At 71.4% G+C, this 11,273-nt stretch carries 11 protein-coding genes and 1 pseudogene; 6 read left to right on the forward strand and 6 right to left on the reverse strand.

From position 1 onward, the window contains the following. Positions 1–12: 12 nt before the first annotated feature. Positions 13–1,524: an alanine/glycine:cation symporter family protein gene (locus tag BN1197_RS08745; protein WP_245851864.1), complete on the reverse strand. Its 1,512-nt coding sequence runs from the start codon at positions 1,522–1,524 to the stop codon at positions 13–15. Positions 1,525–1,666: 142 nt separating this feature from the next. Beyond that, a complete protein-coding gene (locus BN1197_RS08750; RefSeq protein WP_040158475.1) occupies positions 1,667–2,176 on the reverse strand; it encodes a DnaJ family domain-containing protein in 510 nt (169 codons plus the stop codon). Positions 2,177–2,275: 99 nt separating this feature from the next. Between BN1197_RS08750 and BN1197_RS17085 the strand changes: the two genes are divergently transcribed. Then, positions 2,276–2,473 (forward strand): hypothetical protein, encoded by a 198-nt coding sequence (locus BN1197_RS17085; RefSeq protein ID WP_141397252.1) that lies wholly within the window; start codon positions 2,276–2,278, stop codon positions 2,471–2,473. 16 nt (positions 2,474–2,489) lie between these two features. Here the strand turns inward: BN1197_RS17085 and BN1197_RS08755 are convergent, their stop codons facing one another. Further along, positions 2,490–3,971, reverse strand: a complete 1,482-nt coding sequence (locus BN1197_RS08755) for a purple acid phosphatase family protein (RefSeq protein ID WP_052466286.1) — start codon at positions 3,969–3,971, stop codon at positions 2,490–2,492. Positions 3,972–4,228: 257 nt separating this feature from the next. Here BN1197_RS08755 and BN1197_RS08760 point away from each other — a divergent pair, with 257 nt between their 5' ends. Then, on the forward strand, positions 4,229–5,632 hold the full coding sequence (locus BN1197_RS08760; RefSeq protein ID WP_141397253.1) for a chloride channel protein: 1,404 nt from the start codon (positions 4,229–4,231) through the stop codon (positions 5,630–5,632). 65 nt (positions 5,633–5,697) lie between these two features. Here BN1197_RS08760 and BN1197_RS08765 read toward each other — a convergent pair whose 3' ends face one another. Then, entirely contained in the window at positions 5,698–6,423 is a 726-nt protein-coding gene (locus tag BN1197_RS08765) for an AIM24 family protein (protein WP_040158477.1), read from the reverse strand. Positions 6,424–6,711: 288 nt separating this feature from the next. Between BN1197_RS08765 and ligD the strand changes: the two genes are divergently transcribed. The 3 genes from ligD to BN1197_RS08780 all read left to right on the forward strand — a co-directional run bounded on the left by ligD (position 6,712) and on the right by BN1197_RS08780 (position 9,523). Beyond that, entirely contained in the window at positions 6,712–7,677 is a 966-nt protein-coding gene (ligD, locus tag BN1197_RS08770; protein ID WP_040158478.1) for a non-homologous end-joining DNA ligase, read from the forward strand. Positions 7,678–7,781: 104 nt separating this feature from the next. Beyond that, positions 7,782–8,378 (forward strand): HutD/Ves family protein, encoded by a 597-nt coding sequence (locus tag BN1197_RS08775; RefSeq protein ID WP_052466290.1) that lies wholly within the window; start codon positions 7,782–7,784, stop codon positions 8,376–8,378. Continuing rightward, positions 8,375–9,523, forward strand: coding sequence for a DNA glycosylase AlkZ-like family protein (locus BN1197_RS08780; protein ID WP_040158481.1), 1,149 nt, complete (start codon positions 8,375–8,377; stop codon positions 9,521–9,523). Before BN1197_RS08775 ends, BN1197_RS08780 begins: the two co-directional genes overlap by 4 nt. Positions 9,524–9,556: 33 nt before the next feature. Here the strand turns inward: BN1197_RS08780 and BN1197_RS17765 are convergent, their stop codons facing one another. Together BN1197_RS17765 and BN1197_RS18115 are read right to left on the reverse strand one after the other, a co-directional pair. Then, positions 9,557–10,051, reverse strand: coding sequence for a hypothetical protein (locus BN1197_RS17765; RefSeq protein WP_052466292.1), 495 nt, complete (start codon positions 10,049–10,051; stop codon positions 9,557–9,559). A gap of 289 nt (positions 10,052–10,340) precedes the next feature. Then, a pseudogene (locus BN1197_RS18115) lies at positions 10,341–10,778 on the reverse strand (NYN domain-containing protein); the annotation flags it as partial. Between the two features lie 105 nt (positions 10,779–10,883). On the opposite strand from BN1197_RS18115, the gene BN1197_RS08790 reads away from it, so the two are divergent. After that, complete coding sequence (locus BN1197_RS08790; RefSeq protein ID WP_040158483.1) at positions 10,884–11,240, forward strand: TraR/DksA family transcriptional regulator; 357 nt, start codon at positions 10,884–10,886, stop codon at positions 11,238–11,240. The last annotated feature ends 33 nt before the right edge of the window (positions 11,241–11,273 follow it).

An 11,273-nucleotide genomic window follows, 5' to 3' on the forward strand; every position in this document is an offset into this window, starting at 1 on the left:
CGTCCGCGCGGGTCAGCGCATGACCGGGGAGTCGGCCTCCCTCTGGTACCGATCGGCGATCGTGTTCCAGAGCGGCGCGTTCGTGATGCCGACGGCCTCTGGGCGGAACACCGGATCGTGGCCCGCCTTGCGCTGTCGCTCGTAATCCTTGAACACCCGCATCGCGACGGGCACGAGGAACACGAGGCCGATGAGGTTGATCCACGTGTAGAGCCCGAGGCCGATGTCGGCCAGGCCCCAGGCGAACTCCGAAGAACGCCAGGAGCCGAGCAGGATGGAGATCGCGAGAACGATCTGAAAGACCGTGTTCGTCCGACGCTCGTAGCTCTTGCCCCGCAACAGGTAGGCGATGTTGGTGTCGGCGTAGAACCCGAACGACAGCAGGGTGGTGAACGCGAAGAAGAACATCGCGATCGCGACGAACGGAGCGCCGAATCCGGGAAGCACCGACTCGATGGCGTTCTGCGTGAACGCCGGGCCCGCCTTGACGTCGGGCAGGTACTCGAGCACCTTGCGCCCGTTCTCGTCGATGACGTTGTAGGAGTTCGTCACGAGGATCATCAGGCCGGTGACCGTGCACACGAAGAGCGTGTCGATGTACACCGAGAAGCCCTGGGCCAGGCCCTGTTTGACGGGGTGGCTCACCTCGGCGGCGGCGGACGCCTGGGCGCCAGAACCCGTGCCGGCCTCGGAGGAGTAGACCGCGCGCCGCACGCCCCACATGACGATGGCGCCGAACATCCCGCCGAAGACGGCCTCGCCGCCGAAGGCGCTGGAGAAGATCAGACGGAACATCTCCGGCACATAGGCGGCGTTGAGGGAGAGGACGACGATGCCCATGACGATGTACCCGATCGCCATGAATGGCACGACCAATCCGCACACCCTTCCGATGCGCTTCATGCCTCCGAAGACGACCGCGCAGAACAGCACGGCGACGACGACGCCGGTGAGGCGCACGTCGATCTGGAACGCCGTGTTCGCCGACTCGGCGATGTTGTACGCCTGCACCGACGGGCCGGTGATCGTCGTCGCGAACACGGTCGCGGCGGCGTAGCCGAGTGCGAGCCACTTCCAGCCGATGCCCTTCTCGATGTAATAGGCGGGGCCACCGCGGTACTCGCCGTTGATCTCCTCCTTCCACACCTGCGCGAGCGAGGACTCGACGACGGCGACCGCCGAGCCCACGATCGCCGTCACCCACATCCAGAACATCGCCCCCGGGCCGCCGAGGCCGATCGCCGTGGCGACGCCGGCGATGTTGCCGGTGCCGATGCGTCCCCCGAGCGCCATGGCCAGCGCCTCGAAGGAGGAGACCCCACGCTCGGAGCCGCCACCGCCGACGAGTTGACGCAGCATGTCGGGGATCCGCCGGATCTGCGGAAAGCCCATCGCGAGCGTGAACACCAGGCCGATGCCGAGGATGAGCACCACCATCGGGGTGCTCCACAGCAGGTCGCTGACCGGTTGGATCGCCTGGCCCCAACTGGCGGTGGGATCCGGGTCGTCGGCGGTGCGCATCATCGTCTGTCTCGCTTCCCGTTCGTCGTGCCGACGCGAGCGCCGGTGTGCCGGGGTCTCCCGGAGTCGCCCAGTCTTGCGTCTGCTCGCGGTGATCGGGGGAATCGCCCGCCGGGAACTGCGTCGATGTCGTCCGCCGTGAGGTTCAGCGTGGCGGCGTGTCCGTGCCCGGGCCCACGCCCAGGACCCGACGCCACCAGGCGCGACGCCAGCGCGAAGGCGGGCCGTCGGGGGCCGTGTCGTTCTCGTGTCCGACGCTCTCCCGGGCGATGCGCAGCTCACGCCACCGGCCGACCATCTCCTCGACGTCCACGCGAGGCGCGACGGCGGGCATCGCCTTGCCGACCACGGGACGCAGACGGTCTTCGACGACACGACGGTTGTAGTCGCGCAGGATCTCCCGCACGTTCTCCTCGCGGCCCACCTCGGCCAGGGACTCGGGGAACGTCGCATGCTCGGCGCGCAGCTGCATCACCGGGGGCATCGTCGCCGACGCGTCGAAACCCTCGCGTTCGAGGAACCGCTTGGTCCACCACTCCGGATCGTCGAGATCGTGCAGGTCGAGCGGCTTGCCACGGCCGGGCAGGTTGTCGAACTCGCCACGCTCGGTCGCCTCGCGGATCTGCCGCTCCACCCAGCTCTCGTGGAAGGTCATGCGGCCCAGTGTCGCGCGTGGCTCGCCCACCCGGGCAGACGGTCGGCCGCGGAGGACTCCGAGCGTGCGTGGCCCGGGGCCGGTCGTAGGCTCGACGGTGTGATTCGACGTTCTGCGCTTCGCGCCGCCGCGGCGGTGGCCGGCGCCGTCGGGCTCGCCGTCGCGCGGGCCCGGGTGGCTCACACGCCGACCCTGGGCGAGACGACGCCTGACGTGGCGGGCGTGGCCGATGCCGAGGTCTCTTGCGAGACGGACGGCGAATCGCGCACGCCGGGCTCGAACGACACGGAGCCGTGAGGGGCCGTCGCCGGCCTCAGGCCGGGGCGCGTGCCGGCAGTCGACGCGCGGCGCTGCCGGAGGTGGGAGCGTCGGAGCGGGGCCGGACGAGGGTGAAGGTCTCGAACTCCCGCAGGGTGCCGGCCGCGTCGTGCACCTCGTGGAACGTCACCGTGAGTCGTGTGAGGCCGCCGGGCCGGTCACCGGGATCCACCGTGACCTGCACGAAGCCGAAGGGGTGCGCGAGGTTGCGACTCGCCGACCACGGCGCGTCCTCCCACACGTGCACGGGGAGTCGGCGCCCCCAGCGGTCGTCGGTCAGGGTGACGTCGGTGATGACTCGGCAGCGCGGCGGCGTCGTCATGCGTTCGTGAGTGGGTGCCGAGGTGCCTCCGCTGCCCACGAGGAGATGGACGGTGCCGGCGGTCGCGTCGATCTCGTCGAGGCGTGTCGCCGCGACGACCGGGGTGCACGTCTCGTTGTCGGCGCCGCCGAGCACGGGGTGCGAGCGTTCGTAGTGGTGGTCGTGGCCGCCGATGACGAGGTCGACGTCGAACTCCGCGCACAGCGGGAGCAGTACGCGACGTAGCCCGAGGTCGGCGCCGTTGGCGCGGTCGGCGGTGCTGATGCACAACTGGTGGCCGACGACGATGACCCAGTCGATGTCGGGGTCGGCGCGGGTGGTGCCGAGTTCTTCGCGCAGCCAGGCGAGTTGCGCGCCGCGTGAGTAGTCGTGGATGACGTCGTCGCCCGCGTGCTGGATCGCGAAGTCGTCGGTGTGGATGCCGACGATGCGCACGGATCCGGCCGTGAAGGCGTACCAGAGTCCGCGGGTGTCGTCGGTGTGTCCGCTCGCGTGTGGGAGTGCGTAGAACGTGCGATACGCGTCGTAGCCGAAGCGGCCGTTGCCGTGCTCGTTCTCGTGATTGCCGGGGACGGGCATCCAGGGCCGGTGCCGGGCCGAGGTCGACGTGTGGTCGAAGTAGCGCGCCCACGTCTCGACGCGGTCGGGGGCGAGGTTGGCGTAGGCCAGATCACCCGCGGGGACGTGGAACAACGGCCGCAGCGACTCGACCCCGGCCGTGGCTCCGGCCGCTTCGGGCGCCCCGAGCCCACCGCCCACGCCTGGCAGCCCGAGCCGCTCGGCCTCGACCGGATCCATCGGCACACCCTGGTCGCCGAACGCGGTGAACGACAGCGCCGCCCTGCCCGCCGGGCCGGTCAGCCAGTCGCCGTGTTCCGGTGCCGCTCCGTCGTGTTCGGCGACGAACTCGTAACGGGTGGCGGGCTCGAGACCGGTGAACGAGACGTGGTGCGCGTGCACGGTGCGGCCCGATCGCGCGTCGGCGTACGAGCGGGTCGAGGCCGCGTGCGTCGTCGCTGCCCCGTCGCGCGTACGGATCGTGCATCGCGGCGCGGTCACCGGGTCGGGAGTCCACCAGCTCACGACGACCTCACGAGCCGCGTCCGCGCCGAACTGCAGGTGGAGCCCCCGCACCGGGGGGGTCGATGCCGTCATGGTTCGAGCATCCCGCGTGGCGGCTCGCGCCCGTCGGCGGGGTGGTGACGGGCAGGTGAACCGTGGACGAGCGGTGCGGACGATCGCGGCGACCAGGCGCTTGACCTGCCGGTTCTCACGACGACGCCTCCTGCACGTGGCGCCGGGCGGTGGGCGGAGACCGGGCCGGGCCCGCACCCGGTCGCCTGAGAGCTGAGACAGTGGGCGGGGCCACGACTCACGTGGCGCGTGCGGGTCGACCTGGGGAGCGGATGGGCGTGGAACGGGCTGTCGTGCCTGCCGCGCGGCGTGGGCTGCGGATGGCGGTGCTCGTCGTGCTCGCCGGGGTGGGTGCGGGGCTCGTCGGGGCGGCCATGGCCGCTCTCCGGGCTGTCGTGCCTGCCGCGCGGCGTGGGCTGCGGATGGCGGTGCTCGTCGTGCTCGCCGGGGTGGGTGCGGGGCTCGTCGGGGCGGCCATGGCCGCTCTCCTGCTGCTCGTCGAGGCCGTGACGTACGGGCAGGCGAGCGGTTCGTTGCTCGAGGAGGTCGAATCGGCCTCCGATCTGCGCCGGGTGATCGGTCCTCTCGTCGGCGGGGCTCTCGCCGGGGGTGGGTGGTGGTGGCTGCGTCGCCGGGTCGACGTTCATACGGTCGAGGACGCCCTCACCGATGAGGCCCCACGACTCCCGTTGCGCCGCACCGTGCTCGACGCCCTGTTGCAGATCCTCGTCGTGGGCTCCGGCGCGTCGATCGGCCGCGAGGGCGCGCCTCGCCAGGCCTCGGCCGCGCTGGCCGACGCGCTGTCGTCCCGGTTCGAGGTCTCGGCCGCATCGCGTCGCGCCGTCATGGCCGCCGCGGCCGGGGCAGGGCTCGCCGCCGTCTACAACGTGCCCCTCGCGGGGGCGGTCTTCGCCCTGGAGACCCTGCCCGTGCGGCGCGACGTGCGCGCGGTGCTCATCGCGGCAGCCATGTCGGGGATCGCGACGGTCGTCGCCTGGCCCGTGGTGACGAGCGATCCGACCTACCGGTTCCCGGTGGTGACTCCGACGCCGGAGGTCGTGCTCGTCACGCTCGCGTGGACGGGGGCGTGTGTGCCGGCAGCAGCGCTCGTCGGCGCGGCGTTCCACCGTCTGGCCCGCTGGGCGCGCGGTCATCCTCCTGCGCCGGGATGGCGCCTTCCGTTGTTCGTCGGCGGCGCGTCGGCGCTGGTCGGAGTGGCGTCGATCGCCCTGCCGGCACTGCCGGGCAACGGGAAGGACATCCTCCAGCTCGCATATTCGACACACGCGGGACTGTCGTTGTTCGCCGTACTCCTCATCGTCAAGCCGGTGGCAACCGCGTTGTGTCTGCGCTCCGGCGCCGTCGGCGGTCTGCTCACCCCGGCCCTGGCCACCGGCGGCGCGCTCGGGGCGGTGGTGGCGAGCCCGCTCGGCGCGTACTCCGGTGGCGTCGTGCTGCCGGTGTTCGCTCTGCTCGGAGCCGCAGGCGTACTCGCCGTCACCCAGCGCGCGCCGCTGTTCGGTGCGGTGATGGCGTGGGAACTCGCCCATGCCCCGCTGTGGACCGCACCCTTCGTGCTCCTCACCGCGTTCGGCGCGCGCCACCTCGCCCGTGCCGCCGCGCTCGGGCGACGCGCACTCTCCGCCCGACTCCGCTCGACCGAGGAACCACCGGTCGCCTGACGCCGCAGGCGGGTCACCCCCGGTGAACCTGGGGGGTGACCCGCCTGCATCGGCGTCGGGGTCGATCAGCCGTCGAAGAGCTCCCCGAGGAACCCACCGCCGCTGCCGCCGGACGAACCGCCCGCGGGATGGACGTTCTCGGCAGGCTGGACGACGACGTGCCCGCGACCGCCGAAGGCCATCTGGAACGTCTCGCCCGAGCCACCGCGCAACAATGAGCCGAGGCCGCCGGCGTCGACGCGGACGTCCATCGTCACGCCCTGCGTCCAGAGCACGACGGCGTCGGGGTCGCCGAACGTCGGCGCGCTGCCCACGTCGAGCGCGACCGGTTCGCCCTTCGTCGTCACCGCGACGAAGCCGGTGCCGCGCAGCGAGACGTTGTACAGGTCGCCGGTCATCACCGCACCCCGGGCCTGGACGCGGTGGATGTCCCACTCGATGCCGTCGGAGAAGGCGAGGACGTTACGGCCGTTGACCGAGATCGTGTCGTTCTCGAGGTAGAGGACCTGGACGTCGGCGGCCATGTTCGCGAGGAACATCTCACCGCGGCCCGTGCACTTCATCATGCTCAGGCCTTCGCCCGTGGCGGCCTTCTTGAGCAGCTTGCCCAGGCCGCCCGAGCCGGTGTTCTGAAAACCGATCTCGCCCTGGTAGGCCACCATCGCCCCGGCACGCGCCCACACCGTTCCGCCGTCGATGCGGACCTTGAGCATCTTGGAGTTCTGCTTGGAGAACGGCTCCCGCGCGTCCTGCTCGGCGTACTGCTCGAACAGCGGACCGTAGATCGTCATTCGCTACCCCCTGGAGTGGTCGGATGCCGCCAGCGTAGGGGCGTCGTGGGGCAGTTCCGGTGCATCCGGCGTCTTTTCAGGGAGGTCCCGGAGGGGGTTCAGGGTGGCTGCCGCAAGAGGTGCCGGCCGATGTCGCGCAACAAAGACCGGTCACCACTCGCGGTCGAACCGCGCACAACGCGATGACCTGCAGTGATGTTGCGTGGGGAGCCAAGGCGGTGGTGGGTGACCGGTCTTTGTTGCGCGAGCTTCGGCGATGACCGCAGCCGACGGCCCTACGCTGCCTGCATGGCGAGGGAGAACGCGGGCGAGGCCGTCGAGATCGAGGTCGGGGACCGCACGGTGCGGCTGAGCAGCCCTGACCGGGTCTACTTTCCCGACCTCGGCCTGACCAAGCGTGACGTGCTCGACTACTACCTCGCCGTCGGCGACGGGATCGTGCGGGCGCTCTACGAGCGGCCCTGCATGCTGCACCGGTTTCCGAAGGGCACGGGCGAGAAGAAGATCCACCAGAAGAAGCTGCCCGCCGGCGCGCCCGACTGGGTGGAGACGGTGAGCGTCCACTTCCCCCGGTTCGACCGCGACGTGGACGAACTCTGCGTCACCGAACTCGCCCAGGTGGCCTGGGCCGTGCAGATGTCGACCGTCGAGTTCCACCCCTGGAACAGCCGTCGCGGGCACGTCGAGTGTCCCGACGAGTGGCGCATCGACCTCGACCCGGGGGACGAGGCGGGGTGGGTGCAGGCGCAGCAGGTGGCGCCGGTGGTCGCCGAGATTCTCGACGAGCTGGGCGCGACGGGATGGCCCAAGACCTCCGGCGGCCACGGCCTGCACGTCTACGTGCGCATCGCTCCCGAGCACGGGTTCGGCGACGTGCGTCGCGGCGCGCTCGCGTTCGCCCGCGAGGTCGAGCGTCGAGCGCCCGAGCTCGTCGAGACGTCCTGGTGGCGACGCGACCGCGACCCGGCCAAGGTGTTCGTCGACTACAACCAGAACGCCCGCGACCACACGATCGCCGCGGCGTACTCGGTGCGCGGCAACGCGCGTGCCACGGTCTCCGCGCCGATCACCTGGGACGAGATCGCCGAGTGCGAGCCCGACGACTTCACCGTGCGCACGATGCCCGAACGCTTCGCCCGCCTGGGCGACCTTCACGCCGGCATCGACGACGCGGTCTTCGACTTCGCCCCGCTGCTGGAATGGGCCGACCGCGACGAGAGGTCCGGTCTCGACCAGCCCGACGCCGACGACTGAGATCGGGAGTTCTCGCTGGTCTTCCTCGGCGTCCGTGCCCTCGGTAGGGTCACCGCATCGAGCCGGCGACCGCGGTCGTCGACGCTGCTGGAGGAGGACGGCCCATGCCGATGACGATCCGCCGACGCGACGATCACGCAGAGATGCCCTGGCGTAACGGCGGTGGCACCACGCTCGAGGTGGCGCGCTCACCCGAGGGCTCCGACGACGAGTTCGACTGGAGGCTGAGCTTCGCCCATGTCGAGGGGAACGGGCCGTTCTCGGTGTTCCCGGGTGTCGACCGGGTTCTCGTCCTCGTCGAGGGCGAGGAGATGCGTCTCAAACTGCACGACGACGAAGAGCACACGCTGCGGTCCTGCGAGGCGTTCGCGTTCGCCGGAGAGAGCGAGGTGACGTGCGAGGTGCCCGCCCCCACGTGGGACCTCAACGTCATGACCAGGCGCGGGGCGGCAGCGGCCGTCGTCCGGTGCCAGAACCCCGCCACGGGACGGCTCGACGTCGTCGCCCCCGATGGCGGAACCCTCATCGTGGCCGCTCTCACCGGGCGTCCCGAGGTGCGAGTGGGGGAGCGGTCGGCCACCTTGGAGCCCTTCGACGTCGTGCTCACCGACGATGCGTCCGACATCGTCAACGTGGACGGTGAGGGTGTCGTCGCGATCGTGACGATCGAGACGCCGGGAACCGGAGAGCTTCGCTCGTGAACGTCACCCGTGAGCAGGTGCTGCGCTACCGCTGGCACGTGCAACAGCTCGATCGCGACGTGGACACCACCACACTGGCCGACCTCGCCATCCTCGATCTCGGCGTGCAGAACGGGGCGCAGGACGCGGCCCGATGCTCGTTCGTCGACCGAGGCGTGCCGGTCGGCGAATCGATCGACGTCACAAGCGGATTCCACGACGACGTCGCTCTCGTGTGGGGTGTCCGCGGTGCCCCGCACCACTACCGGCGCAGAGAGCTGCCGGATGTCGCCACCGCCCTGTCGCCGCTCGATGCGGCCGACGCCTACAAGCGTCTCGCCGGCACCGGCGGCGTGTGGAAGAAGGCGGACGTCGATCCGTTCCTCGCTCTCGCGAACCTCGGAGAGGCGATGCGCGACCGGCTCGAACGGCCCACCGCCAAGGGTGTCCTGTCGACCGAACTACACGGCAACGTCCCTGCCGAGTACGAGACCGACTGCCGCCCGTGCAACGCGACCCACCCGGCCGAGATGGCGTTTCGCTTGGCGCCGCTGTTCGCCGGTGTCGAACTCGAGCCCGGCACGAGCCCGCCGGTGCTGCGCAGGGTCCCCGGGTGGCCGACGGCCCGGCCGGTCGGACCCGCCGCCGATCACGACGGTGTGCCCCGTCATCTCGACGTGACCCGTGCCTACCTGCATTTCCTCGGTCCGGCCACCCCCGGCGACGTCGCGGCCTACCTCGACACCACTGCGACCATCGTCAAACGCACCTGGCCGACCGACGCGGTCGAGGTCGACCGCGCGGGGACGAGGGCGTGGATCCTGCCCGAGGACGTCGACGCTCTCGAAGACGCCGCGCGGCCCGGTCCCGGAACCGTACGTCTGCTGTCGCCCTTCGACCTGTTCACGGCGGCGAAGGACCGGACGCTGCTCGTGGAGAAGGCCCGTCACAAGGAGGCCTGGCCCGTTCTCGGGCGTCCCGGCCTCGTCGCCGTCGACGGCGAGATCGTCGGTACCTGGCGACCGTCGTCGAAGGGCACGAAGCTCACGGTGCGCATCGAACCGTGGGTCTCGCTCGACGCGACGACGACGGAGGCCATCGAAGAGCGCGCCGAGATCCTCGCCGCCGTGCGCGAACGCACTCTCGCCGACGTCACCGGTCTGTGACGCCGCCACCGCCCGCCGCGCGAACGGAGCCGATCAGACGGGGCGAACGCGCCCGATGTGGTACCAGAAGCGCGCGCGCACCTGGTGACGGGTCTCGTCGTCGAGGTCGCCGTCGTCGGCCCGACTGGAGAGGTCGACGAGCAGCGCCCGGTCGAGTTCGGAGGGGATGACCGGTGCGGCTGCCTTGAGCGCGGCGAGTGCGTCGGGCGTGGCCGACCAGCACCACGCGGCGACGACCTGCCGGGCCACGGCGTCGACGACCGCGAGGGTGATCCCGGGCTCGTCGGCCGGGGGGACCGGGACGCCGCTGCTCGCGCCCGGCAGCGTGACTCCGCCGGCCTTGCGCTGGGCGAACATCGCGGGGGTCGGAGCCGGCGCCTCCGAGGCGCCCTGCGCGGGTGGTTCGGTCGTAGGCGCGGCGGGTGCCGGGGACGCCGGGGCCGTGCCGGGAGGCTGCGGCTTGGGATGCTCGGGCGAGGGCTGGGGTGCGGTCTCGGGCGGCGCCTCGGAGGCCGGTTCCTCGTGCACGCGGATGGTGCGTCGGCGCGGGGCGTCGGCGCTGCCGGGGCGGGCCGGGTACGGGGGTCGCCGTCTCGATCGTGAGCTCGCCGGCAGCCTCACCGGGCGAGGTGCCGGTGGTCGTCTCGACGGTCTCCCCGGCACCCTCCTCGTCGTCGGGCGAGGGGATGAGGGCCTCGGGGATCGCGGTCGGCTTGAACGCGTGGTCAATGGCCTCCTGCGAGATGACCTGCGTGCGATCGACCTCCCGCAGGAGGTGTTTGGAGACCGCGAGTGGCTTCTCGTCGTGCCGGGGCACCGCGAGGAGGACGACCTGGACGCCGTGGCTCTGTGCGTCCTCGACGGCCTCGGTGAGGTCGTCGTCGCCGGAGACGAGGTAGACGACGTCGGCGACGCGCTGCCGGGCCTGGATGGCGAGGTCGAGTCCGATGCGGACGTCGACGCCCTTCTGCTCGCCGGAGTAGGAGAGGCGGCCGAGGCGGAGCTTGACTCGGGCGAGCTGCCCGATCTCGTCCTGGGAGGCGTCGGGCATTCCGCCCGGACGGCCGCCGGCGTCGTACCAGTTGACCCGCAGGAGCGGCAGCCCCGAGTCGGTCTCGGCGTGCTCGACGAGCCAGGCGATGAGCGACTCGTAGTCGGCCTGGATGCCGCGGCGTAGCGAACTGCCGGTCACCCGGGTGGCCGCAGCCGCCAGGAGATAACCGACATCGACGTAGACCGCGCAGCAGGACCTCATGCCTCCACCCTCTCAGAGACCGGACGCCGCCGGACACGCCCTGGAAGACCCCACGCATCCGACCGGAACGAGTCGCACGCCGCGCCGCCCGCGTAACCTGCGGTGATGACCGATCGTTCCGCCGAGCTGCTCGCCACGCTGCAGGAATCGCGCCGCGTGGCCGCCCGGCGCCTGGAGGAGTTCGACGCGACGACGCGCGACCTCGCCGAGGCGCGAGGCGACTCCGACACCGACGACGAGCACGACCCCGAGGGCTCGACCGTCGCCTGGGACCGGGCCGTGAGTGCAGCGACCGCCGACTCGGCGCGACGGCAGCTCGCCGACATCGACGCCGCGATCGCGCGCGTCGAGGCGGGTTGGGACGGTCGGTGCGCGGTGTGCGGAGAGCCGATCCCCGTCGAGCGTCTCGAGGTGCGACCTCAGGCCGATCGGTGCGTCCGGTGCGCGACGAGCAGGCGTTGACCGACCCGTCGGCGGCGCAGCGGCGCGCTGCGG

The organism is Mobilicoccus massiliensis, assembly GCF_000826525.2.
Lineage (GTDB): Bacteria > Actinomycetota > Actinomycetes > Actinomycetales > Dermatophilaceae > Mobilicoccus > Mobilicoccus massiliensis.

Coding starts and splice junctions, on each gene's coding strand:
- BN1197_RS08745 (WP_245851864.1), bottom strand. CDS start 1,524: ATGATGCGCACCGCCGACGACCCGGATCCCACCGCCAGTTGGGGCCAG.
- BN1197_RS08750 (WP_040158475.1), bottom strand. CDS start 2,176: ATGACCTTCCACGAGAGCTGGGTGGAGCGGCAGATCCGCGAGGCGACC.
- BN1197_RS08755 (WP_052466286.1), bottom strand. CDS start 3,971: ATGACGGCATCGACCCCCCCGGTGCGGGGGCTCCACCTGCAGTTCGGC.
- BN1197_RS08765 (WP_040158477.1), bottom strand. CDS start 6,423: ATGACGATCTACGGTCCGCTGTTCGAGCAGTACGCCGAGCAGGACGCG.
- ligD (WP_040158478.1), top strand. CDS start 6,712: ATGGCGAGGGAGAACGCGGGCGAGGCCGTCGAGATCGAGGTCGGGGAC.
- BN1197_RS08775 (WP_052466290.1), top strand. CDS start 7,782: ATGCCGATGACGATCCGCCGACGCGACGATCACGCAGAGATGCCCTGG.
- BN1197_RS08790 (WP_040158483.1), top strand. CDS start 10,884: ATGACCGATCGTTCCGCCGAGCTGCTCGCCACGCTGCAGGAATCGCGC.